We start from the raw sequence: 23,464 nt of genomic DNA on the forward strand, positions 1-23,464 counted from the left end.
GTATTCTACTTGCACGCTTTTCTGAGAAGCTGAATTCAGTTTACCTTTCCCGGCTCAGCCCCCTGTTGTTCACAATATGTGGGGTACCCCCCGGTTGCATCGATTATCCTGTCCGGTCTGAGGAGCCCTGCTTTCAACAAAGAAGCCCCCTCGACAAACTGCTGATGGAGTATCTGGGTGGAAAGCACGCCGATCAGGGCCATATTCTGAAATTCGGTCGTTAACCCTTCACTGGCGCCACGGTATCGCGCAAAGAGACTGCTTACCCTGTTCACATTGAAATAACCGCTCTTTTTCAGATATGCCGTTGAAAGCAGAGAATCGACATATTCGTTGCTCTGTGCCGCGTGCGGGGAAAACAGTTCCCGTATTGGAGCTCGATACGGCTGTTTGGCCCGCCTCGTTATTCGCTCCGGAATCTGTCCCTGAAATGCCCGCTTGAGAATGTACTTTTCGTTCAGCCCTCTCAGCTTCCACTTTCCGGGGAGCCTCAAGGAAAAATCGATTAACCTGACGTCCAGAAAGGGGTGGCGCGCCTCGACTGAATGGGCCATGGCAACCCTGTCTCCCTGGCTGGAGAGGAGGTAGTTGGAGAGGAAAAGCTCCATTTCAAGGACCTGGGCGCGCGACAGGAGATCGCGGTCAAAAAAACTGTGTGGCAACCGGCTGGCCAGTTCTTCAAAGGGGTCATAAGCACCCAGCGCGGCGATGTAGTCATCGGAGAAAATGGTCAGATTCTTTTCACTGCTTTTCCAGCGCAGCATGTGCGAGAAAAAGGGGTCTTTCGACTGTTCCGCTTTGACGGCAAAGAAGCTTTGCAGGTAGTGTCTGAAGCGTGAAGGATTGCTGAAGATATAGGGATAGAGTCGTTGCAGGAGCAGCGGACGCCACGCCGATTCAGGCTGTTTTCCCCAAAAGCTGCGTATTTTGGCTTCCTTGAAAATATTGTATCCGCCAAAGAGTTCGTCCGCTCCTTCTCCGCATAAAACGACCTTGAATCCTTCGGTGTTTACAAGACTTGAAAGAATGAACAACGGCACCGGAGCCGTACGCAGAATCGGCGTTTCACAGTGCCAGATGGTTTTCTGCAGACAGCCAAGAATCTGCTCATTGTCAATCAGTACCCTGCGGTGATCAACACCGATAAAACGGATCAGTTCATCCTGGAAAGGGGTTTCATCAAAGGGATCTTCCTGAAAGCCCATGGAAAATGTTGTCAGGCTGGTGTTGAAATTTCTGGAAACAAGCATGGCAATGATGGAGGAATCCAACCCGCCGCTCAGGTATGCTCCAACCGGAACATCGGCTCGCAGTCGAATTTTAACCGCATCGGTAAGCAGCGCCCGAAGTTCCTCTATTGCATCGTCCAAAGACAGACTTTGCATGTCGTTGTGGGCATAATGGGGAATGCGCCAGTACGCTTCGGGCGTAGCTGAACCGTTCTTAACCAGCATACAGTGTCCCGGGGGGAGTTCCCGGACACCCTTGAACACGGTTCTTCCCGGCAGAGTCGACCAGAAAATAAAAACTTGCGAGAGTGCTTCCCCGTCAAGTTCGCGTGCGCCGCCTGCCGCAAGAATCGCCTTGATCTCCGATGCAAAATAAAGTCTCCCATCTGAGAACGTGTAGTAAAGCGGCCGGATGCCAACCCTGTCCCTGGCCAGAAAGAGCTCCCTTTTACGGGAGTCCCAGATGGCAAAGGAAAACTGGCCGTTAATCTTTTGCAGACACTCCGTTCCGTATTCTTCGTAGAGATGGAGCAGTACTTCCGTATCGGTTTCCGTTGTGAAACGATGCCCCTTCTTCAGCAACTCCTCTTTCAGTTCGATATAGTTGAATGTTTCGCCGTTGTAGACTATCCAGAGGGTTCCGTTTTCGTTGCTGATCGGTTGCGTGCCGCCATCAATGCCGATAATGCTGAGTCTCACATTGCCGAGGGCTATGCGACCGTCAAGATACACGCCGGCTTCATCCGGTCCTCGGTGCGCCAGAGGAGAGATCATCGTCGAGACCTGTTCCAGTGTTGGCGAGGTTTCCCCCTCGAAATGGAAAATCCCTGCTATACCGCACATATACTGTCTCCTCGGAACATCTGCGGTGTCCGTGGCGAGTTTGCCTACAATCTTCGATACAGGCCGAATGGCATTTTTTGCATCAGGAAGGCTATAAGCCAATATCGCATCGGTATATAGGCAACCCGTTTCTTGCTCTCGATCGCTTTACACATCTGCATAGCGGCAGTTTCCACCGAAACTACAAACAGACTGTTTTTATTCAACGACATTGATGTGTTAACCAGTCCTGGTCTTATGTCGGTAACGGATATGTTTAGCTGGTTTTTTTGGGCATTAAACCTGAGTCCTTCCAGGTAATTTGACAAAAAAGCCTTTGATGCGTTATAGGCAGGCGATTTGCTGCCGCCTCTCAATGCCTTGAAGGAAGATATTCCCACTATATGGCCACCGCCATGCTGTCTGAAGTAGTTGAATGCAACATTCAGCATAGCAGTAACACCAGCAACATTGGTTGTGACGGTATCGTATTCGCTTTGCCAGTTGATCTCAGGATTGTAAAAGCACACTGCCGAACAGACGACTACTATGTCAGTACCTTGCATCTCTTCTATAAGCCCTGTCAGCAATTGCATCGCCTCAACCGGCTCTGCAATATCAAGCCTTTTAATATACGATCTCTCCGGCAATTCATTTTGAACCTCTGCCAATAATGCGATACGCCTGGCAGTCAACCCGAGAATGTAGCCTCTCCCCGACAGAATTTTCGCCAATTCCTTGCCGATACCGGAAGACGCGCCAATTATTATCGCCTTTTTCATGAGTTATGCCTGCACTTTCACGGGAGATCGCGTTGTCGCCTGCCATGGGAGTCATCAGCCATGGTGTGGGTGAACTGCCAGGAGTCAGCCCACATGCCTGTACAGAATCTTTCCGACAAGTTCAGAGAGTCTCACCGGCAGCTTTCGAAATAGCCAGTAGGATCGTTGCGTTGATGACTGGTTTTCCGCAAGGAAGCGCTCTTTTGTCGGGTTGATGCGGTAATAGAAAATGATGTGTTCCTGTCCGCCCCAGCCGTTCTTGAACTGCCTTAGTCCCGTGTTTTCGAAATCAGTCCTGCCAAGGCAGAGGGAGCGGAACCCTTTTTCTGCATACCACCTGATTGCCTCCCAGATGACAAGATTACTGGCCCTCAGGTTCTGGTAGCGTCGGTTGGAAGCGCCATATTTGTACAGGACTTGATCACCCAGATGAAAAAAGACCGCTCCGGCAATCACCTCACCCTGGTGCGATGCAAGCACGACCTTTCCAAGCCCTTGGGAAATAATACAGTCAAAAATGTTTTTGAAGAAAACGGGGGGTTGTGGTGGCAGGCCATGGGTCTTGCGCGTCAAGCCATTCAAACGGCGGAACTCTTCCAGTGCCGCGAAGGTGTCACAGAGTTTCACCGTTACCCCGGCTTTCAGGGCCTTGTGGATGTTTCTGGTGGTGCTGTCCCGAAAACCCACGGCAAACTTGTCCAGATTCGGAGCAAGAGGCAGGACGTGTCTGTAATACCGAGCAAAACAAGGAGCGTCACGGCTCACGCATCCCTGTCCCCTGAATTCGATGTAGCGCCAGCGGGCACGTTTGCCGTACTCGATGAGCGCGTTATACACGTCCTTCGAGGATACGCCCGGGGCCGCCAGCGGCTCGCAGTAATCCGTGAAGGGAAGAGAGACTCCCCTGCGGCCAGTGAGGAGGCTTACGATTTCCATCATCGGTATGAGACCGAGCAGTTTATCCCCATCAAACAGTGCAAAGTACCGGGGACGGTAGCCGTATGATTTGTTCAGCACCATTGCCCAGTTGGCGGAGTGAAAAATGGAATGGTCTGGCAGGGAGCATACCAGCTCATTCCACGCGGGGTACTGCAGCGGGTCAACCATGCGTACGGAGGCGCAGCCGGGAGCAGCGCACGAGGAGTCAATGCTATGCCCGGCTTGCGCAATACGCGGGCCTGTCACCTGCGCGTACGTAACCTGTCCTTCCGCAAGCAGGGAGTGCATACTACACCTCTTGACATCATCGACTGGCCATGGTCACATTCTTCGTCTCTCGAGCAACATACTCAATCTGCTCATGGGTAAGTTCAGGGTACATGGGCAATGAAAGCAACTGATCAGCGACTTGTTCAGTAACCGGGAACGTCCCTTTCGCAAGACCGAAAGAACGATAGGCATCCTGCAGATGTATCGGCAGCGGATAGTGAATGCCGCAGTTGATCCCCTTTTCATTCAGTCTGGCCAAGACGCGGTCCCTGTTCTGCACGCGAATGGCGTAGATGTGATAGATATGCCGTGCATACTCCATCTCCACCGGCAGTATGACCCCCTCATGGACATGGAGGAAATCGTTGTACAGCGCGGCATTCTTGCGGCGTTTTTCATTCCACGACGCAAGATACTCAAGCTTCACGCTGAGGACCGCGCCCTGGATGCCATCCATGCGGCCATTCCAGCCGATCATGCCGTGATAGTATTTGCGTGACTGGCCGTGATCGCGCATCCTGCGTATGTTGCCGGCCAGTTCCGCATTGTTGGTCGTAACCGCGCCCGCCTCTCCGTAGGCGCCAAGGTTCTTGCCCGGATAAAAGCTGAAACAGGCGGCGTCGCCCATGGAACCCACGGGTCTGTCCCTGTACCGGGCTCCGTGGGCCTGGCAGGCATCCTCGATGACGAAGAGGTTGCGCTCCGCGGCGAACGCCATGATCGGATCCATATTCGCGGGTTGACCAAAGAGGTGCACGGGAATGATCGCCTTCGTGTTCGGCGTGACGGCCGCCTGGAGCAATCCAGGGTCAAGCGTGCAGGAGTCTTGCTCCACATCCACAAAAACCGGGCGTGCGCCGCACAAACTGATTGCCTCGGCAGTGGCTATGAAGGTGTTGGGCACGGTTATGACCTCGTCACCCGGGCCAATACCGAGACAGATGAGGGTCATCCAGAGCGCCGATGTGCCGCTGCTGACTGCCACCGCATGGGCAGTGCCGCAGAATCGAGCAAAGGACTCCTCGAATTTTTCGACAAAAGGCCCGCCGACAAAGGCGCTGCTATCCAGCACCTCTTGCACTGCATCCGTGATTTCACCCCGAATTGACTCATACTGGGCATGGAGATCGATAAAGGGTACATTCACCATCTTGCTCTCCTTCGCTCCCTGACTCATGAAGGTCGACAAGCTGCTCATGGCCTGCTGTGTCGGTCTTTTACGGCGACGTTCCTATGGCGCTATGCATCTCTTGATCCGCGCCGGATTTCCCGCAACGATCGTATTGGGCGGGACGTCTCTTGTCACTACGCTTCCGGCTCCGACGATTGCATTTTCACCCACCGTGATGCCGCACAAAAGCGTCGCGCTGGAACCGATGGAAGCCCCGCGTTTGATGATGGTTTTTTCACAGACCCAATCCGCCTCGGTCTGCAAAGTCCCCCCATCCGTTGTCGCTCTTGGAAGAAGGTCGTTTATGAATGTTACGTTGTGGCCGACAAAGACGTTATCCTCAATAACTACCCCGTCGCAGATGAACGTATGGCTGGAGATTTTGCAGTTGCTGCCGATCCTGGCGTTCTTCTGAATCTCTACGAAAGCACCGACTTTTGTGTTGTCCCCAATCTCGCAGCCGTACAGATTAATGAATTTGGACAGTGAGACGTTTTTACCCAGCCTTACATCGTCAGATATGCATACATACTCGCCCATAGTAGTATTCCTCTCTCGAATGCGGCCACGTGTGTTACAGGTAGGTGACGACTCCCCCATTTTTCAGCGACCTGACTGATGCCTCAAGCATCTTGACAACCCTCATGCCGGCAATCCCGTCGTTGATCGGTGTCTTGTTGCCGTCAATGCATTCAACAAAATACTCGGCTTCGTTCTTGAGCGCCTCCACCTGCTCGAATCGCGGTGCCCACATATCGCCCATTCGATAGTGCATCAAGAAATTGTTCATTTTCTCCTTGCTCAGTCCGTTTCCGTTCACCACTCCCCGGTCGTAGACCCTGATTTTCTCGTCCGCCACGAGGTCATTCCAGACAAGCATCTTCTTGTGGCCTCCGATCAAGGTTGTGCGTATCTTGACCGGTGACAGCCAGTTGATGTTGATATGGCCGATGAGGTTACCAGGGAAATAAACGGTGATGTAAGCGACGTTTTCGATGCAGTTGTCAAAATGTGACATGCCGGTTGCGGCAACGGCGACCGGTTCCTGGCCGATAAGGTGGTGCATGATTGAAAAGTCAAGGGGCGCCAGGTCCCAGACCACGTTGACATCTTTCTGGAACAGGCCGAGGTTGATTCTGATGGAGTCAAAGTAGTACAGCTCTCCAAGTATGTCCTCATCGATGAGCTGTTTGATCTTTTTAACCGCTCCGCAAAAAAGGAAGGTGTGGTCCACCATGATGACGAGTTTTTTCTTTTCGGCCAGTTCGATCAGTTCCATCGCCTCTGCGGTGCTGGCCGTGAACGGCTTTTCCATGAAAACATGTTTACCGTTTTGCAGCGCCATTTTCGCGATGTTGAAATGAGTCGAAACGGGAGTGACGATGGCCACCGCGTCAATCTTTGGTGACGTGATGATTTCATTCATGTCCTGCGTGACATGTACGTTTTCGAAGCTTTTTTTTACCTGTGACAGTGCATTCTGGTCCAGGTCGCAGACCGACACAACCGATGCCCCCTGCGCGCAACTGAAGTTTCTGACGATTTTGGGGCCCCAGTAGCCGTATCCGATTACGCCTAGATTCAGCATGGATTCTCACCTCTTTTCGGTATTGTACCCCTATCCGGTATCTCTCAATATGCGCCCTTGCCTCGCAACACCGCCCTGGGGGTTGCAAGAAGGATTTTGATGTCCAGCCAGAGCGACCATGTCCGGATGTACTGCAGGTCGAGTCGTACCATGGCGTCAAAGGTTGCAAGGCTTCTTTTGCTTATCTGCCATAATCCCGTTATTCCCGGTTTTCTGGCCAGTATCCGGTTGAGATGCCAAATGTCGTACTCCGCAACCTCGTAGGGGATCGGCGGGCGTGGCCCCACCAGGGACATCTCGCCCCTCAGGACATTGAAGAACTGGGGCAGTTCATCGACACTCGATCTCCTCAGGAAACTCCCTATTGGTGTCAGTCTTGGATCATGTCTGATTTTGAAAACCACTTCGCCGGTTTCCGGGTCTGGTTCGCGCACCATGCAGTTCGAGATAAAGCCTTTGATGAATTCTCGATGAATCGAATCATCTCTGTTGATATGCATGGAGCGAAATTTCAGGAAAGTAAACGGTTTTCCGAACTGTCCCAAGCGTGTCTGCCTGTAGAGAACGGGCCCGTGAGAGGTTGTTTTTACCAGCACCGCCATGATCACGAGCAGGGGCGAAAACAGCACCAGCGCCAGGGAACTGCCCACCAGATCCATGGCCCGTTTTGCGCCTTCCTCGATCCGACTGCTCATGTCTTTTTGAAAAACCTCCGGATAAAAGAACGGGTTGAAGCTAATTCTCTGTTCAACGTTTTCTTTCTCACCCGGTTTTTCGGGAAAAGCCAGAATCGACAGACCAATTCTTTTGTACAGTGGCGGAGATAGCTTTTCGAGCAGAGACTCCCTGACCTTGTGCTCGACGGTCAGGCGAGCCTGCTCAAGAGCGTCGTGGTGTATTTCAGTGAAGACTATTCCCAGAAGTTCGCCGGTCTGGAGCCATCCGCAGGCATCTGTATCCCTTATGGAGACTGGCAATGGACCGGACAGCAGTGCAAGCACCTCGTTTCTGTCAACACCTTCCTCAATACGGCTCAAATCGAGCAGCAGGAGCAGCATCGACTCTCCCGATCGTTCGACACGCTTTCTCTCTCGGTAGAGAACATGCCTGAAGCTTTCCTCTTCGAGCACGTTTTCCACGCAGCAGGCTGTGGCTCCGTTAACCATGGTGAATCCGTTTTTTGTAGTAAAGATCTTTGCCATGGCTATTCCCTCTACCGGTAACGCGAATTGCCCCTCTCAGAACAGTCGATTGTAGATCGAATCCGGGATGTAATACTTTCTCTTGTTGAAAATCACGCCGATGATATTTCCCCCGTTCCTGACGATCTTATCCTTGACGTTCTCGACGACCTGCCAACGTGTGCGCTCCGCCTCCATGACGAGGATAACGCCATGGGTGAAGCGGGAGATGGCTATGCTGTCGGGGGACGTTATCGCCGGAGCAGAATCGATCAGAATGAAGTCGTATTTGTTCTTCAATTCCTTCAAGAAGCCGGTTGCCGCGGGGTGATCGTACACATGGGGAACTTTGCTGTGCTGGGGTGAAATGGGGGCGAGAAAGAGGTTGCAGCTGCCGGACTGGTGGCAGGCTTTGTCAACCGATTCCCCCGTTCCCATGATGTCTTTCCAGCCAGCCTTCCCCTTGAGGTTGAAATAGAGGTGCTGGGACGGGTTGTGGTGGGCCGCATCCATGATGAGCACCCGCTTGTCGAGCCTGGCGGCAGCCATCTTGGCGAAATCACGGACTATGGTGGATACGCCCTCTCCTCCCTGGAACCCCATGAAAAGAATGGTCTTTTCGGGCGTGTCGGGCAGCAGGTACTCGATATTCTGGTAGAGACAGAACATCTCCGTGTCCATTGACGAGGCTGTGGCATTCCTGCTTCGCTCCCCTTCGCGTAACATCTGTTCCTTTGGATGAACCTCTTCCGGAATGGATATGACGTGGGGTACTTCCGCTCCACTTTTTTCTCTCTGCGCCTGTTCCAGCGCCTCATAGATATTGCTCATGACTGCTCTCCTTGTCTGGGCACGTCTCCACCGTGAGGCTATTTTCCCCGTGCGGGAAAATAAATCTTTTCACCTTCCAGAATTTTATCGATGTCGGTGATGCTAGGGTTGTGCTGTTTGACCTGACTCAAGAGCCCCCTGTCAACGGAACCGTAGGTTTGCGAAACGAGCTTCGCCAGCGTATCGCCTCTTCTGGCGACCCTGACGGTGTAGTTGCTCCTGCTTTCCTGTCTGCTCCCCTTGTATGATGGCGTAGGTGCGCTCGAGACCGGTTGATCCCCCTCATCCGTTTGAGTCTCCACAACGGCTTGTTTTTCCGGGGACGGCGGACCTGCCTGTTCCCTGTTCCCCGTCGCATTCCGGTTGACCTGACCGGGGACCGGCATGGGCTGGACCGCTACCGGCCGGGAGTCTCCGTGGTGTACGTAGATCCACAAAAAACAGGCCGAAACAAGGATTCCTGTCATGCCGGCAGCAGCTACCCTCCACCAACTGTGTCTCTTGCCGGTCTGCTCTTCGATGATTTCTCGTGCCACCCGTGAGCTGACCTTTTTCTGCTGTTTTCCGTAGGCGGTAACCAGGCAGTTGTCGCACAGGATGTTGATAACCCTGGGAATACCTGCCGCCTTTTTGGCGATTCTAGCAAGAGCTCCGGACGAGAATAGCTGGGTATCGTCAATCAGGGAGCGGGATAAGCGGTGGTTGATGTAATCCAGGCTCTCCTGCGCGGAAAAGGGGAGGATCTTCACCCTGATGGCGATCCGCTGATTGAGCTGGCGCAGCGCATGCATGTTGAGTTTCTGCTCGAATTCCGGCTGTCCGCACAGGACGATCTGGATGAGTTTGTCCGTGGACGTTTCCAGGTTGGAGAGCATGCGGAGGTTTTCCAGGGTCTCCACCGGCATGTTCTGGGCTTCGTCGATGATGAGCACGACATTGCGCCCGGCTCTGTACTCCTCGATAAGGATCATATGCAGTTGGCTGACCATGTCGGAAACATCTTCAGACAGGGATGTCTTGCCGAGGTTCTGGTAAATCGTTCTCAACAGGGATTTGAAGGTGATGTTTGAGTCAAAAACATAGATCGCCCTGATGTTCTGCTTATCGACCTTTTCCAGGAACGCTCTGATAACGGTGGTCTTCCCCACTCCGACCTCGCCGGTAATCGCAACAAACCCCTTTCTCCGGTTCACGCCGGAAATGACCGCAGCAAGCGCTTCTCTATGGCTGTGGCTGAGAAAGAGCAGGGCCGGGTCAGGCGTGATGTTGAAGGGCTCTCTTTTCAGATGGAAGAAGGTGAGGTACATGAGCGATCATCCCTCGTGCTGGGCTATAGTCGTGAGCACGGGCAGACCGATGCGGTGCTCGACCTGCTCGGGAGTAGTGAAGGTATGCGATGCCGATTCTGCCAGAAACGCAAGTCCGAGCCCCGACATCACCCCGGCGACGATACCAAGTATAATATTCAGCAGCTTTTTCGGTTTTATCGGTTCAGCTGGCACCATGGCACTCTGAATGACGCTGATATTGGCCAGCTTGAGGCGATTCATGTCGACGGTAATCCGTGCCTCCTCTGCCTTTTCAAGGTAGGTCTGGTAATTTTTTTCATTAAGCTGCATGTCACGCTTTAGTTGCTGCATATTCTTTTCAGAGTAGTCGAGGGAGCGGATTTCACGGTCAAGTTCGGCCAACTGCTGGTTCAGAACCTGCGCCTTCCCCTTCTGGGCATTCAATTCCGTTTCAGCCCTGACCAGTTCTATTTCGGTGCTCTGATAGACCTGGTTGCCCGTTTTAGCCTTGGTGTTGATATCGGATTCCTGCTCTCTCAGGAAGTCCTTGACCATCTGTATTTCCCTGCGGGCATTGACGACCAGACGGTTGTTCTCGGTATACTTCTTCAGCAGTTCCTGCTCGCTGAGTTGCAGGGTGAGCAGTTTGGACTTTGCCTCGACGATTATCCTGTCCCGTTCGGTACTGGTATAGCGTGCCGGACTGGCGGCAATTCTGGATAACTGCTCTTTCTGGCTCGCGATCCGTTTGTGTTGTTCGGATATGATGTGCCGGGTGCTCTTCAGGGCCGTGTCCAGCGCGTTGCGCTGCGTGAGCAGCAGCGTTCTCTGCTCTTCAAGGGAAAAGACGCCGGCCTTCTGTTTGAAATTCTGAAGTTTGCTTTCCGATTCCCTCAATTTCTGGTCATATGCTAGGAGTTGCGTCTCCAGGAATGAGGATTTCGGGTCGCTGAAGACCTGTAGATGTTTTTCCTTGAACAGTTCCACCAACAGGTTGACCGCCCTGGCGGCTGTCTGCGGATCCCTGTGCTGGAAAGAGACCTGGATGACGTTGGATTTTCTCATCCCTTCAACCGTAAGATCTTTTTCAAAACGTTCTATGGCCACATCCAGAGGTTTCACCCGGGCAGATGAACTGTTTAGCAATTCCGGGTAAACATTTTCCAGCTTCAGGGTGCTGATTACCTTCTCAATCAGATCCCTGTTCTTCAGTATCTGGATCTCGGAATTGGTCACCTCTTCCTGGTTCAGCGACATGACCGGCGCATTACTGCCTACCTCGGGCCGGTTAAGGTATTCCCTACCGAGTTTGACGAGCAGGCTCGATTTCGCCTCAAAGACAGGGGTCAGCAGGAAGGACGTGGCGGTTGCCGTAACGATAACGGCAAGAAAAACGCCCAGAATCAGTTTTTTACGCTTGAACACTATGGTCAGGAATTCTCTCAAGCCATTTGCTTCTCGTGCAGGGCTCTTTGCCGGACTTTTCATGACTGACCCCCTCTGTTTAGCTAAAACGGGCTTAATCCCATGGAGACGGGAATGTTTCTGCGGATATACTGATCAACCCACACGTTGACGTTGGCGATGGTACTCTTGGGGACAAAGACGATGTCGTTGGGCAGCAGGGCGATGTCCTGAGTCATGTCGGTGTTGTCCAGTGCGTCTTCCAGGTTGAGTTGCATGGTAACCAGTTTGTCGCCAGGCGTTCGCCGGATGACAATCACACCCTTGAGATAGGCGGTATCCTTTTTCCCCCCCGCCTGTGTGATTGACTGTAAAACGGTCATTTGGCCGACCAGCGGAATGAGGCCTGCCCTGAAGACCTCTCCGTCAACAAAAATCCTCTGGTACGAGAATGAGCGCACGATGACGGTTATCTCTGGATTGTCGATTTCGGATGCGTATTTTTTTTTCAGTTGTTCGGTGAGTTCCGCGGGGGTCAGGCCGCCGGCCATGAGGTCGTTGGCCAACTGGAGAGAGATGCGGCCATCGGGACGGACGGTGACCTGCTCATTCAGCTCGGAGTTGTAGAAGAATTTGACATCAAGAAGGTCGCCGGCTCTGATCCGGTACTCCTGTGCACTGGAGTCGGATACTTGAATTGAACTCTGGACAGGGACCGGGTTGTTCACTGTTGTCGCGCATGCCGTCAACATCAGGGCAATCAGGATATACTGCAAAACGCATAGTGCTTTCATATTAGCCTCCCTATTTCTGTTTAGTGAGTCTTCAGAAAACTATTCTATTGGCAGTGTACGCTCGTTTCCGTGGTTGTTGGCTGTCCATGTGCTCAGTTAGTGGTGGCAAGTGCTTGAGACCAAGTATAGCCGGTCTTTTCTACTTGTCGATTTGCCGTAGCGGTAAAAAGGGGCATGTTTCAACTGGTTCCCTCCCGATAATCAATCCGGGGGAAGGCTGCCAGTGTACGGAACCTGAACGAAATCCAATGGTTGCTTTATGTGATCAATGGCAGGGAGCATGTGTGCCGGGCGGCACGTCGGGAGGGGAATCGTCGAAGAGGGGAGGATGTGTTGTCGTTTGCGAACCGCAGGGCCGCCAGGCGCACCAGGAAAGCAAAAGGGGCGACCTGAGAGGCCCTGATTTAATGGACCGTTTCTGCTTGCGTGCAAGAGACTGCCGGAGACCGGGACTACTTCTTCCCGCCCCGGGGGCGCCGCTCCTGCCCCGGCCCGCGGCGGCCGCCTCCGAATTGCTTCTTCTTCTGGGGGGGCTGCGGTCGGGCTATGCTGACTGTCAGCACCTTGTCGATCAGGAGTGCGCCATCCAGGGTTTCAACCGCATCCTTGGTCTGCTCGGGAGTTGCCATTCTGACATAGCCGCATCCCTTGAATTCTCCTGTCTGCGCATCTCTAATCAGGTGGATGGAGGTGACGGTGCCGGAGATGGAGAACAGGTGCCTGATATCCTCCTCCGTTGCCCTGGCTGAAATGCTTCCCACATACAGTTCTTTTTTCATCGGTTTCCTTTTCTCGTTCATTGGTTCTCGTTGCTTATCTGGCGCAGAAACTCCAGGCTCTTCAGGCGGTGGCCGGCATGGAAGGCCAGGGCTCGGTCCAATGCACTGCCTGTCTGGGCCTGCGCCTCGTCCGGAAAGTGGATCAGTCCGAATGTTCCGGTCTTGAGGCAGGCCAGCATCCGCCCCAGTGTCACCTGCGTCATATCCCTGCCATGGCCGGTGCAGGCGCGGCAGACCAGTTCTCCGTCATCCAGCAGCAAGGCGCCCCGGTCGTCAAAGGGCGTTCCACAACGGCTGCACGCTTCCAGGGATGGGCGGTAGCCCAGGATGTTGAGCAGGTTGATCTCGAAGAAACGGCGTTCTTGCTCGCTGGCGGGATACGCCTCCAGCCTGTCCAGGTATGCCGCCAGCAGACGGAACAGGCGCGGCAGCGGATGACCTTCGGGGGTCATGGCATCCACCAGTTCGCAGGCGTACAGGGCATAGGCAATCCGTCCCAGATCGCCGCGGATGCCGGGGTAGATGCAGTCGATCTCCGCCTGACGCAGCCCGGAAAGCCCCCCCTGCTTGATTTCCACATGTGCCTCGATACGGGCGAAGATCTCAAGAGCGGCGCCGAAACGCCTGCGGCTGTTCCTGGCCCGCCGGGCAAAGGCCTTGATCCGTCCATGCTCAAGGGTGAAGAGCGCTACGATCCGGTCGCTGTCGCCGTAATCGAGGGTTGACAGGACGTATGCCTGGAGTTTTTCCGGATGCATGACTCCCCTTGTGTTGAATGGCCACCAGTCTAGCGGGGTCCGGGGCGGCCGTCCACTATTATTCGCTGGCCAGCACCATTCGTGATGCGTCGTGGAGCCGGCCTATGCCGGCTGAAAAGAGTGCGGTGACGGCAACGCTGTGGCCACTCCACCGAAATTCTTGTGAAATACGCGGATAAGGATACACTATAGCTGCCCCTGTTCCGATTGATAATCACGAGGTTGTGGATCATGAACCAATCCTTCTGGAGACCGCTGTTCGCCATACTCCTGTTCATGCTGGTCTTTCATCTCACCAACATCTTCTTTGCGCAACAGGGCGCCCAGGTGGCCCAGATCAGCTACAGCCGCCTGCGCGCTGAACTGGCTCAAGACAACATCAAAAAGATAACCCTCAAGGGGACGGCTGTTACGGGCGAGTTTCGGGGCAAGACCAGGGTAAGCGCCCTGGTCCAGGGCAAGGAGCAGCAGCGCGAGTTCACCGGCTTCAGCAGTGTCCTGCCGACCATCGACGACCAGACCCTGGTGCCGGAACTGATGGCGCGCAAGGTGGAGGTGAGCGCCCTGTCCACGGAGACCCCTCTGCTGCTCAATGCCCTGATCTACGTGGCGCCCTGGGTGATCCTGATCGCCATCTGGTGGGTGGGGATGCGCTCCATGCGCAGCCAGGGGCCGAGCGGGATGATGGGCGGCTTTTCCCGCTCCGGGGCAAAGGCGTATCTGGCAGGTGACAAGATGGCCGTGTCTTTCAAGGATGTGGCCGGCATGGAGGACAGCAAGCAGGAGCTGAAGGAGGTCGTGGACTATTTGCGCAATCCCAAGCAGTTCGCCCGCATCGGCGGCAAGGTTCCCAAGGGGGTTCTGCTGGTGGGACCTCCGGGGACCGGCAAGACGCTCCTGGCCCGGGCGGTGGCCGGTGAGGCGGGAGTGGCCTTTTTCAGCATCTCCGCTTCCCAATTCATCGAGATGTTTGTGGGGGTCGGCGCCAGCCGGGTGCGCGATCTGTTTACCAATGCCAAGAAGGCCGCTCCCAGCATCGTCTTCATCGACGAACTGGATGCCGTCGGTCGCAGTCGAGGCGCCGGTTTCGGTGGTGGCCATGACGAGCGGGAGCAGACCCTGAACCAGCTCCTGTCGGAGATGGACGGTTTCGACCAGCACGAGGAGGTCATCGTGCTGGCCGCCACCAACCGCCCCGATGTACTTGACCCGGCCCTGCTGCGCCCCGGCCGCTTCGACCGGCACGTAGTGATCGAGCGGCCGGACTGGCGCGATCGGGAGAAGATCCTCCAAGTCCACGTGCGCAAGATCACCATGAACGGCAGGATCGACCTGGGGGTGATTGCCCGCGGCACCCCCGGCATGACCGGCGCCGACCTTGAAAGCCTGGTCAACGAGGCAGCCATCCTGGCCTCGCGCGAGAACGCGGCCGCGGTCACCATGGAGCATCTGGAAAAGGCCAAGGACAAGATCCTGATGGGAAGCGAGCGCAGGATGATCATCTCTTTGGAAGAGAAGCGCATCACCGCCTACCACGAGGCCGGCCATACCCTGGTGGCCAGACTGCTCCCCGGCACCGACCCGATCCACAAGGTGACCATCATCCCCCACGGCATGGCCCTGGGGGTGACCCAGCAACTCCCCGAGGACGACCGTTACCACTATCCCCAGAGCTATCTGGAAAATCGGCTGGTGGTAGCCATGGGGGGGCGAGTGGCGGAGCGGCTTGCGTTTGGCGAGGTCTCCAGTGGTGCCCAGGGGGATTTGAAACAGGTTACTTCCCTGGCGGAGAAGATGGTCTGTCAATGGGGGATGAGTGAAAAGGTGGGCGGGATGACCTTCAGCCGGGGAGAGGAACACCCCTTCCTGGGGATGAAGCTGGCCGAGGAGAAGACCTTTTCCGAGGCCATGGCCTGGCGCATCGACCAGGAGATAGCGGCCTTCATCACCAGAGCGGAGCAGCGCGCCGGTGACCTTCTGTCCGCCAATCGCGAGCGACTGGACCTTTTGGCCCAGGCCCTGCAGGACGAGGAAACCCTGGACGGTAGCCGGGTTGACGAGATCATCGGTTCGCTCAACACGGCTCAGGCGCCTCCCCCCTGACCCCGATGAGGAGTGAGTTATTCAGGGGGCCGGTTCCGCCGCGGGATCGGCTCTCTTTATTTCCGGGCATTGCCTTGCTTCCAGGCGTTTCCTCCGTATACTGTGCGGATTCGACAGATCCAGGCAGAGGAAAGGAGCGCAGAATGGATGTGACCGAAGAGCTGAAGAAGCTGATCCAGTCCATCGGGATAGATTCGCAGGTCGTGGATACGATCAACCCGGAGTGGCCGCTGGCGGGGCATGTGCTGGATTCGCTGGCCTACACCGCGTTTGTCGAGGCGGTGGAGAGCCGTTTCGGATTCACAATGCTCGACCGCTACTCCCTGAGGGTCACCAGTCTGAACGAGTTCGCCGGGCTGGTCACGGATCTGCTACGGGAACAGGCGGGGACGTAGACCGGCGGGAGGATGGCTGTGGCTGCCGGTTACAGCAGCCTGTCGGACTTGCTCCAGCGTCTTCGCGTTCCGTTGCCTCCGTTTCTCTGAATGCGCCTGCTCACCCGATGGAATACAACATGGGAGTATGATCGTATGACCGGATTGCATGATCCCGCCCTGCTGAAATATCGGTGCCATATCAACGGTCTTTGGTGCGATGCCGACTCCGGCGCCACCATCGATGTCACCAACCCGGCCACCAGCGAGACCATCGCCACCGTCCCCCGCATGGGGGCGGCCGAGACCCGCCGGGCCGTCCGGGCCGCCGCCGTGGCCCTGCCGGGGTGGAGCGCCACCCTGGCCCGGGAGCGGGCGCGCATCCTCAGACGCTGGTTCGAGCTGATCATGGCCAGCCAGGAGGATCTGGCGCTGCTGATGACCTGCGAGCAGGGCAAGCCGCTGGCCGAGTCACGGGGGGAGATCGCCTACGCCGCTTCCTTCATCGAGTGGTTCAGCGAGGAGGCGCCGCGCATCGGCGGCAACGTCATCATGCCCCACCAGCACGACAAACGCATCCTGGTCGCCAAACAGCCGGTGGGGATCTGCGCCGCCATAACCCCCTGGAACTTCCCCTCGGCCATGATCGCCCGCAAGGCGGGGGCGGCCCTGGCGGCCGGCTGCACCATGGTGCTGAAACCGGCCAGCATGACCCCCCTGTCGGCCCTGGCCCTGATGGAGCTGGGGATTCGGGCTGGCCTCCCCGCCGGGGTGCTCAATCTGGTCACCGGTTCGGCGGCCGACATCGGCGGGGAGCTGACCTCCAACCCCCTGGTGCGCAAACTGACCTTCACCGGCTCCACCGAAATCGGCAAGAAACTGATGGCCCAATGCGCCGCTACGGTGAAGAAACTCTCCCTTGAGCTGGGGGGAAACGCTCCCTTTATCGTCTTCGACGACGCCGACCTGGACGCCGCGGTGGAGGGAGCCATGGTGTCCAAGTTCCGCAACAGCGGCCAGACCTGCGTCTGCGCCAACCGCTTTCTGGTGCACGAGGCAGTCTACGATGATTTCCGTGACCGGCTGGCTGCACGGGTGAGGAAGCTAAAAGTGGGGGACGGCAGGGACGAGTCGGTACAGCAGGGGCCGCTGATGGAAATGGCCGCCCTGCTCAAGGTGGAGGAGCTGATCAGCGATGCCCTGGCCAGGGGTGCCCGTCTGGTGGTGGGGGGTGGGCGGCATTCCCTGGGTGGCACCTTCTTCCAGCCAACCGTGCTTGCCGAGGCGACGCCGGAGATGCAGATCGCCCGGGAGGAAACCTTCGGCCCGGTGGCGCCGCTGTTCCGTTTCTCCGGCGAGGAGGAGGCCATCGCCCTGGCCAACGACACTCAGTCAGGCTTGGCCGCCTACTGCTACACCCGGGATCAGGCGCGCTGCTGGCGGGTGCCAGAGGCCCTGGAGTACGGCATGGTCGGGATCAATACCGGCTTGATCTCCACGGCGGTGGCCCCCTTCGGCGGCATCAAGGAGTCCGGTCTGGGGCGGGAGGGGTCGGCCTATGGCATCGACGAATACCTGGAGATCAAGTACGTCTGCGTGGGGGGGGGAATCGCCTGAAGATAGACCCGCGCGGTAGGGGTGACAGGCGAAGGGGGGGCGAGCGTGCCCCCCACGGCGCTCCCCTTCATGGGGGGCCGCGGGGGAAGGCTAAAGGGTCAGTTCAGCTTCGCGAGCCCCTTTTCCGCCATGAAGGTGCTCAGCAGTTCCGCGGTTCCGCCGGTGATCTTCAGGCAGTTGCGCAGGTGCTCCTTGCTGTCGAAGGGGTGGGGGTTGAGCACGCGGCAGCAGGTGGAGCCGAACTTCTCCCTGAAGAGGGCATGGAACTGGTTGGCGCCGGCGTATGCCGGCTCCCGGCTCTCCGCCGGGGTAGTCCGCCCCTGGAGCACGCCAAGGATCATGGTGGCGCCGGTGAGGGCGCCGCACAGGCAGCCTGCATGTCCCAGGCCGCCACCGAAGCCGGTCGCCATGCGTACGGCGTCGTCGGAAATGTCCAGTTTGAGCAGGTCGCGGAATGCCCGCACCATCGCCTCGGCGCAGTTGTACCCTTCACGGAAATTCTGCCCTGCCAGCTGTTTCGCGTCCATCTTCTCAGTCATCTGTTCGCTCATCTGTTTCAAACCCCCTTGTAAAGTATTCCACCCTGGGTGGTACCTGCTTACGTTGAAGCTGCCCGGCGGACCGTTGTCTGCTCCTCTGTGTTTCGAGGCGGGCAATCGGTCGATCGTTACGAGAGGCCTTCCACTGTCCGGACGCATTCCGGACAGATCGAAGCAGCCCCTGTTCTTCTCATCCCTGGTCGAACCCCAATAGCGCCGGAAGCTGGTGGATCCCCTCCAGCAGCCAGCGGGCAACAGTGAAGTCGCCCCCCCGATTCAGTTCGCCCGGCATGGCGGCCACGGTCAGACCGGCCCGGCTGGCGGAGGCGACGCCCCGCTCCGAATCCTCGATGGCCAGACAGCGCCGCGGGTCGAGCCCGGCCCGGGCGCAGGCGGTGCGGTACGGCTCCGGGTCGGGCTTGCTTGCGCCGTAGTCCTCGCGGGTGAGGACGAAATCAAAGTAGTCCAGAAGCCCGCTCTCCCGGTGCATGCGCAGGAAATTACCCCGCTGGCAACTGGTGACGATGGCCATGGGCAGCCGGCCGTGGAATCGCTCCAGGGTGTCCCGTACCCCCGGCATCACCCGTGCCTCCTCCCCCAGAAGGCGATAGTAGATCTCGTCGCGCACCCGGCGCAACCCGTTCCCTCCCTGTTCCCCCTGTCCCGGTCCGGCGGCCAGGTCGAGCACGCTCTCACCCTGGCGCAGGGAGATGCGGCAGAACTCCTCCAGCGTCAGTTCCACCCCGGCCAGGGCCAGGGCCTCGGCATTTGCCTGATAGTAGAGGTGCTCGGTCTCCATCAGCACCCCGTCGTTGTCCCAGAAAATTCCGTCGAACATACTCACACCCCCTCCTGTCCTGTCTCGCCCTCGTATGCCGCGCGTGAGCGGCGAGGGTCAATTGTGGTTCATATTCACAGGAAAAAGCAAGTATTGAAACGGCCGGCCGGTTGTCAGGGCATTATTCGGAGCAGGTTTCCTCCCAGAGCTGTTCACAGCAGGATCATGAGAAAAATTGTCCTGAAAACGGCAGTTGAGAGCTGCCGGAGAGAGCCTGTTCGCACGAACGCGCGCAGATGGCATCACGCGTGAATTTCCGATACTCCGCATGATCCGTCATTACCTGTTGAAGTGGATGCTTATACGCGGTATCTACTCATAAACAGGCAGGCAGAATTCCAGAAAGGGCGAGGTGCGTACCAATGAACATTCACAACATAATCGGTGATGTGTACCGACTTTCCGTCAACATCGAGGACAAAAACTATCTCTTTGAAGGTATCTGGCCGATTCCCCACGGCATTTCCATAAACGGGTATCTCATCAAATCCGAGAAGAATGTCCTGATCGACCTGACCCAGGATATCATGGACTTTCCCCGGGCGTTCACCGAGCAGATGGGCGAGGTGTCGTTGGGAATCGAAGACATCGACATTATCGTTATCAACCACATGGAGCCCGATCATGCCGGTTGGCTCAGGGAGTTCTGCCGGAGGAACAAGAAGGCGACAATCTACTGCACGCAGAAGGCCGTTCCCCTTCTGGAGGCCTTCGCTTCGGTACCGCCCGAACGGGCCGTTGCCATCACCGACGGTATGATCCTTGAGGTCGGTGACTATGAGTTGCAGTTCTTCGATACGCCCAACATCCACTGGCCGGAAACGATGATGACCTATGAGCGCAAACGGGGACTGTTGTTTTCCTGTGATGCGTTCGGCTCCTATGGCAAGGTCGAGGAAAACACGATCTTCGACGATCAGCTGTCGGCCGACACGCATGATTTTTTTGAGAAGGAAGCCCTCAGATACTATGCAAACATCGTCGCCACCTTCTCGACCTTTGTATTGAAAGGGCTGGAGAAACTCCAGGGGCTCGACGTCAGGGTCATCTGCCCTTCCCACGGCATCATCTGGCGGGAAAACCCCGCCGTCATCATCGACCACTACCGGCGATACGCCCAGTACAGCAAGGGGCCGGGCGAGCGGGAAGTCACGCTCGTCTGGAGCAGCATGTACGGCAATACCAAGGCGGTGCTGTCGACGGTCGTGGAAACCTTGCGGAAAAAGAACATTCCGGTTCACATCTTCCAGGCTCCCGGTGACGATATCGGCTACATCCTGGCAAGCGCGTGGAAATCAGCCGGACTGATTTTCGGAATGCCCACCTATGAATACAAGGTATTTCCCCCCATGGCCCATGTCATGGAAGAGCTGCTGGTGAAACGGGTCACCAACAAGAAAGTGTTTCGGTATGGTTCCTACGGGTGGGTCGGTGGCGCACAAAAGGATTTCGAAGCTAAAACCGGGAAATCCGGCTGGGATCTCGTGGGGCATTATGAATGGCAAGGGGCGCCAACCGACAAGGATCTGGAAAATATCAGGGAAGCGCTGGAAGCGTATTGCGATTCCCTCATTGCCTTCACGAAGGAGAGTTGAAGGGGGAGGGGCGGGTGGATACGGTTGAGCGCCTAAGGGGACGTAGTTGATCAGTTGAGTGGCGAGAGTGTCAGGGAGAGTGAGTCAACAAATCAACTACGTCCCGCTACCCCGCACGGATTAAGGTCTATGGCAGAATGAAAGACGTAACAACTACTCCTTCTGCTCAGTTGATTGAGGGTACGATTAGGGGTCGCACATAACGCCAGTTCGAGAACAGACGGACCGCCGTTACGACCGGCGGGTGGCAGCAAACTTCCTGCATGCCGCCACAAGGGATGGCGCAAGGCAGGGATTACTGCCGAAATGCAGATGCACGTAGGAGGCCAGGCAGTTGGACAGACAGTACCCCTCCTGGCCAAGGAAAGCTCCCTGACGCGTCACACTGTAGGTGCGCGTAACATCCACCGGCATTTCACAGATCTCCGAGTAGTGGAACTCGTGGCCACGGGCGGTTTCACCGGCAGGCCCCAGGATCGAGACACTCAGGCACTCCACCTGGCGGTAACCCAGGGCCTTGCGTTTCGGCAACATGCGCGCCCGCACCGGGAAAATGCCGGCAAAATCCGCAAGGGGAGCGCCCTGGGAATCCTCCATCCCCCGGGTCAGATAGATAAAACCACCGCATTCGGCATACAACGGCATACCGTCCCGCGCCGCGCCGCGTATGGCATCCAACATAGGCACGTTGACAGCCAGGCGTTCGGCATACAACTCAGGATAGCCGCCCGGCAGGTAGATGCCACTGATCCCCTCGGGAAGAGCGCCGTCCGCCAGGGGGGAGAAGAACAGCAACTCTCCCCCGGCCTCCCGCAGCAGGCGCAAATTGTCCTGATAAACAAAACAGAAAGCCGCATCCCGGGCAACGGCTATGCGCACGGGTAGCATCCCCCCCCCGTTAGTCCGAGAAAGAGACGCCCCCACCGAGCGTGGGGTAATCCTCAAGCCCGCCAGTCCCGCCAGATCCAGGTGCTTCTCAGCCAGATCGGCCAGGCGATCCAGATATTCCGGCGGCAGAGGATTATCTTCCGCCGTAACCAGCCCCAGATGACGGGAGGGAATCGCCAGCGCCTCGTCACGCGGAATGCAGCCGAGCAGGGCGATTTCAGGCAGAGCGCTGGCCATGACCCTGGCCAGCAATTCGGCATGGCCAGCGCTACCCACGTTATTGAAAATCACCCCGGCCAACCTGACGTCCGGATCGAACTCGGCGAACCCCTTGACAAGAGCCGCAGCACTGGCCGCCATGCCGCGCGCATTGACCACCAGCACCACCGGAGCACCGCAGATAGCGGCTATCTGGGCGCTGCTTCCCTGCAGGGGGGAGGCCCCGAGCCCATCGAAGAGACCCATGACCGCCTCGATCACAGCCACGTCGGCGGCTTCCGCATGCAGACGGAAGGTTTCCGCCACGAACGACTCCGGACACATCCAGCCATCCAGGTTGATGGAAGCCCGGCCGCTTGCCATGCGATGGTAACCGGGATCGATGAAATCCGGCCCGCACTTGAAGGGCGCGACCACCAGCCCTCGCCGCCTGAGCGCGGCCATGATGGCCAGGGAGATGGTGGTCTTGCCGCTGCCACTCTGGGGAGCGGCTATCAGAAAGCCGTTTATGCTCATCTCAGGGATCTCCTTGTCATGCCATACTGAAAGAACGCTATCAGGTGGAACTCGTCCTTGTCATACCCGCGAGGAAATCCGCCCACCGGGCCGATCAGCTTCAGGGTACGGAATACTTCGTCATCCAGCACCTTGGCGCCAGAACTCTCCAAAAGCTCCACATGCACGACCTCTCCCCGCCGATTGAAGGTGATCCTGACCGGTGTGACCCCCTGGATGCCGTTTCTGGAGGCCTCCTCGGGATAGCGCCAAACACCGTAGACGGAATTTTCGAAGCGCCGAAGGAACGAACCGAACTGGATGTCGTCGGTATTGAGAAACTTGGTATCCCCCTCGGCAACATCCTTCTCAAACTTGCGGCGATAGTTCTCCTCCAGCCTGGCCATCCCCCCGGCTCCGGGAAACAGCCTCGGCTGCCCTTGGGGTCGTCCGGCAGGGGAACGAGGCTTCAAAAGACCGGCCACCGAAGACCCTTCGGTCACCCGGCTCTCCCGCTGAGGCCTCGCTCCGGGCAGGGAGGGGCTTCCCGGCTCGCCTGCCCGGCCCGGAAGGGGTCGGCTGACCGGCGGTTGCGGCCGCACGCCGCTGTCCACGCTGTCTCTCCCCCGCGGAGCTGCTTCGCGCTCCACCCGCCTCCTCTGGTCAGAGCGCCGCCGCACCTCCGCCTGAGCCGGCTCACGGGGGAGCATCGCCTCGGGCATCTGTTGCAGGTCAATGAAGACCGGTTCCTTGGGAGGCGGCTGCTTCTTCGGCGGCAGGTACAAGAGCAGGGCAAACACTCCCAGGTGCAGCAGAAGCGAGAAGATCAGCAGGTAGAGGAATGTTTTTTCTACGTATCGCTCAGACATGGAAGTGTACTATCCGTAGAGCGGAAAAGAAGCGCTCCCCGCCCTGCCAACGCAGACGCGCCGGAAGCGAAGCTCGACCTTTTCGTGCCC

At 57.0% G+C, this 23,464-nt stretch carries 21 protein-coding genes; 4 read left to right on the top strand and 17 right to left on the bottom strand.

Translation table 11 applies throughout. The annotated features are described in order from the left end of the window. Positions 1–35: 35 nt before the first annotated feature. The 13 genes from asnB to recO form a co-directional block, all read right to left on the bottom strand. Positions 36–2,072, bottom strand: coding sequence for an asparagine synthase (glutamine-hydrolyzing) (gene asnB / locus PPRO_RS14235; RefSeq protein WP_011736704.1), 2,037 nt, complete (start codon positions 2,070–2,072; stop codon positions 36–38). Between the two features lie 44 nt (positions 2,073–2,116). Beyond that, positions 2,117–2,833: an SDR family NAD(P)-dependent oxidoreductase gene (locus tag PPRO_RS14240; RefSeq protein ID WP_041532350.1), complete on the bottom strand. Its 717-nt coding sequence runs from the start codon at positions 2,831–2,833 to the stop codon at positions 2,117–2,119. Between the two features lie 84 nt (positions 2,834–2,917). Continuing rightward, positions 2,918–4,060, bottom strand: a complete 1,143-nt coding sequence (locus PPRO_RS14245) for a lipid II:glycine glycyltransferase FemX (protein WP_011736706.1) — start codon at positions 4,058–4,060, stop codon at positions 2,918–2,920. A 16-nt stretch (positions 4,061–4,076) separates the two neighbouring features. Beyond that, the gene (locus PPRO_RS14250) at positions 4,077–5,192 is read right to left on the bottom strand and encodes a DegT/DnrJ/EryC1/StrS family aminotransferase (protein ID WP_011736707.1); all 1,116 of its coding nucleotides are present in this window, start codon (positions 5,190–5,192) and stop codon (positions 4,077–4,079) included. Between the two features lie 81 nt (positions 5,193–5,273). After that, the gene (locus tag PPRO_RS14255; protein ID WP_011736708.1) at positions 5,274–5,753 is read right to left on the bottom strand and encodes an acyltransferase; all 480 of its coding nucleotides are present in this window, start codon (positions 5,751–5,753) and stop codon (positions 5,274–5,276) included. Between the two features lie 34 nt (positions 5,754–5,787). Continuing rightward, complete coding sequence (locus tag PPRO_RS14260) at positions 5,788–6,801, bottom strand: Gfo/Idh/MocA family protein (RefSeq protein ID WP_011736709.1); 1,014 nt, start codon at positions 6,799–6,801, stop codon at positions 5,788–5,790. 44 nt (positions 6,802–6,845) lie between these two features. Beyond that, on the bottom strand, positions 6,846–8,003 hold the full coding sequence (locus PPRO_RS20625; protein WP_011736710.1) for a sugar transferase: 1,158 nt from the start codon (positions 8,001–8,003) through the stop codon (positions 6,846–6,848). A gap of 36 nt (positions 8,004–8,039) precedes the next feature. After that, positions 8,040–8,813 (bottom strand): tyrosine-protein kinase family protein, encoded by a 774-nt coding sequence (locus PPRO_RS14270; RefSeq protein WP_011736711.1) that lies wholly within the window; start codon positions 8,811–8,813, stop codon positions 8,040–8,042. Between the two features lie 38 nt (positions 8,814–8,851). Further along, positions 8,852–10,120: an AAA family ATPase gene (locus PPRO_RS14275; RefSeq protein WP_011736712.1), complete on the bottom strand. Its 1,269-nt coding sequence runs from the start codon at positions 10,118–10,120 to the stop codon at positions 8,852–8,854. A 6-nt stretch (positions 10,121–10,126) separates the two neighbouring features. Then, positions 10,127–11,590 (bottom strand): GumC family protein, encoded by a 1,464-nt coding sequence (locus tag PPRO_RS14280; RefSeq protein WP_011736713.1) that lies wholly within the window; start codon positions 11,588–11,590, stop codon positions 10,127–10,129. Between the two features lie 20 nt (positions 11,591–11,610). Beyond that, the gene (locus PPRO_RS14285) at positions 11,611–12,300 is read right to left on the bottom strand and encodes a polysaccharide biosynthesis/export family protein (RefSeq protein WP_011736714.1); all 690 of its coding nucleotides are present in this window, start codon (positions 12,298–12,300) and stop codon (positions 11,611–11,613) included. 452 nt (positions 12,301–12,752) lie between these two features. Continuing rightward, complete coding sequence (locus tag PPRO_RS14290; protein ID WP_011736715.1) at positions 12,753–13,079, bottom strand: RNA recognition motif domain-containing protein; 327 nt, start codon at positions 13,077–13,079, stop codon at positions 12,753–12,755. A 17-nt stretch (positions 13,080–13,096) separates the two neighbouring features. Next, the gene (recO, locus tag PPRO_RS14295; RefSeq protein ID WP_011736716.1) at positions 13,097–13,837 is read right to left on the bottom strand and encodes a DNA repair protein RecO; all 741 of its coding nucleotides are present in this window, start codon (positions 13,835–13,837) and stop codon (positions 13,097–13,099) included. Positions 13,838–14,068: 231 nt separating this feature from the next. Between recO and ftsH the strand changes: the two genes are divergently transcribed. The 3 genes from ftsH to PPRO_RS14310 all read left to right on the top strand — a co-directional run bounded on the left by ftsH (position 14,069) and on the right by PPRO_RS14310 (position 17,931). Then, positions 14,069–15,940: an ATP-dependent zinc metalloprotease FtsH gene (gene ftsH, locus PPRO_RS14300; protein ID WP_011736717.1), complete on the top strand. Its 1,872-nt coding sequence runs from the start codon at positions 14,069–14,071 to the stop codon at positions 15,938–15,940. Between the two features lie 143 nt (positions 15,941–16,083). Beyond that, a complete protein-coding gene (locus PPRO_RS14305) occupies positions 16,084–16,335 on the top strand; it encodes a hypothetical protein (RefSeq protein ID WP_011736718.1) in 252 nt (83 codons plus the stop codon). Positions 16,336–16,470: 135 nt separating this feature from the next. After that, on the top strand, positions 16,471–17,931 hold the full coding sequence (locus tag PPRO_RS14310) for an NAD-dependent succinate-semialdehyde dehydrogenase (RefSeq protein ID WP_011736719.1): 1,461 nt from the start codon (positions 16,471–16,473) through the stop codon (positions 17,929–17,931). A gap of 98 nt (positions 17,932–18,029) precedes the next feature. On the opposite strand, the gene PPRO_RS14315 is transcribed toward PPRO_RS14310, so the two are convergent. Both PPRO_RS14315 and PPRO_RS14320 read right to left on the bottom strand, forming a co-directional pair. Further along, entirely contained in the window at positions 18,030–18,482 is a 453-nt protein-coding gene (locus PPRO_RS14315) for a C-GCAxxG-C-C family protein (protein WP_011736720.1), read from the bottom strand. 178 nt (positions 18,483–18,660) lie between these two features. After that, positions 18,661–19,308, bottom strand: coding sequence for an HAD family hydrolase (locus PPRO_RS14320; RefSeq protein WP_011736721.1), 648 nt, complete (start codon positions 19,306–19,308; stop codon positions 18,661–18,663). Between the two features lie 362 nt (positions 19,309–19,670). Here PPRO_RS14320 and PPRO_RS14325 point away from each other — a divergent pair, with 362 nt between their 5' ends. Continuing rightward, entirely contained in the window at positions 19,671–20,903 is a 1,233-nt protein-coding gene (locus PPRO_RS14325; protein WP_011736722.1) for an FprA family A-type flavoprotein, read from the top strand. Between the two features lie 231 nt (positions 20,904–21,134). On the opposite strand, the gene PPRO_RS14330 is transcribed toward PPRO_RS14325, so the two are convergent. Both PPRO_RS14330 and PPRO_RS14335 read right to left on the bottom strand, forming a co-directional pair. Continuing rightward, positions 21,135–22,526: a cobyrinate a,c-diamide synthase gene (locus tag PPRO_RS14330; RefSeq protein ID WP_011736723.1), complete on the bottom strand. Its 1,392-nt coding sequence runs from the start codon at positions 22,524–22,526 to the stop codon at positions 21,135–21,137. Continuing rightward, entirely contained in the window at positions 22,523–23,374 is an 852-nt protein-coding gene (locus PPRO_RS14335) for an energy transducer TonB (protein WP_011736724.1), read from the bottom strand. Before PPRO_RS14335 ends, PPRO_RS14330 begins: the two co-directional genes overlap by 4 nt. Positions 23,375–23,464: the final 90 nt, after the last annotated feature.

It is taken from the genome of Pelobacter propionicus DSM 2379 (assembly GCF_000015045.1).
GTDB classification, from domain to species: Bacteria; Desulfobacterota; Desulfuromonadia; order Geobacterales; family Pseudopelobacteraceae; genus Pseudopelobacter; species Pseudopelobacter propionicus.